Below are 920 nucleotides of genomic sequence, written 5' to 3'. Positions count from 1 at the left end.
GCACTCAGGGCACCAGCAAATACATCAATAATTACTAATATAATACTCGTATTTTTAAACAATTATTTAGAGATATAAAAAAGCCCACAAAAGTGGGCCTAACGATATAGCACATCAATTACTTTACTTATTTACTCTGTGTCCTTCTGGTAAATAAAGTAGGTACTAGAAAAAATTTAAATTATGTACTCCTGCTGTGGGTAAATATCTTTACTCTCAATCTTTTTTCACATATTTTCTTGTAAAATAATAATTTCCGAAAATTATAAAATTACACGAGAATGAAAAAAGTATAATCGTACCAACTGAATTTCCTCTTGATACCAGGCTAAAAAAAACCACCATTGCTAGAAAAGAAAAAGTAAACCATTTGCTATTAACATTTTTTATAGCGCTATAAAAACTATTTTTCTTTGAGGTTTTAAAAAAGATAAAACTTCCAATAAGCTGCAAACAAAAATAGAAAATATAATCATCAAGTGTAGGCAATAATGTTATACATGCCACGAGGAAAGTGGCATGAAAAATAATATTAAATGTCAAAAAAATCATTGATAAAACATCTTACTCTTTAATTATTTTTAGTAAAAAACAATATATTAATCCCTGCAGCCACCCTCCTAATACTATTGAGAAATAAAGCAAACCTGCTACCAGCTCTATAATACTTCTACTGATCTGCGTATATAATTGTTGAAAAAAATATTGATTTAGTAGAGCCTCAGGAAGAATATTAAATACAACCCCACAAACCAAACCAAAAAACATACCAGTGAAATAAATTAATATCTTACTTGAGAAATCAATATATTTTAGCACAAAAAAAGTAAGTGCTAGCAAAGTAATAGTTGTTGGCACACAGTAGTACAGAGGGTTAAACCTTAGTATTAAAGATGATGCCCACTGCCAAAATATGCATG

General features: G+C 29.1%; 1 protein-coding gene. It reads right to left on the bottom strand.

Annotation, left to right across the window (positions count from 1 at the left end; translation table 11 throughout):
• Positions 1 to 564: 564 nt before the first annotated feature.
• On the bottom strand, positions 565 to 920 hold a 356-nt coding region (locus KCG35_RS25695), incomplete at its 5' end, for a hypothetical protein (RefSeq protein WP_215822710.1).

Origin of the sequence: Zooshikella harenae, assembly GCF_018837975.1 — a bacterium.
Lineage (GTDB): Bacteria > Pseudomonadota > Gammaproteobacteria > Pseudomonadales > Zooshikellaceae > Zooshikella > Zooshikella harenae.
This window is presented reverse-complemented; position numbering and strand designations above follow the sequence as displayed.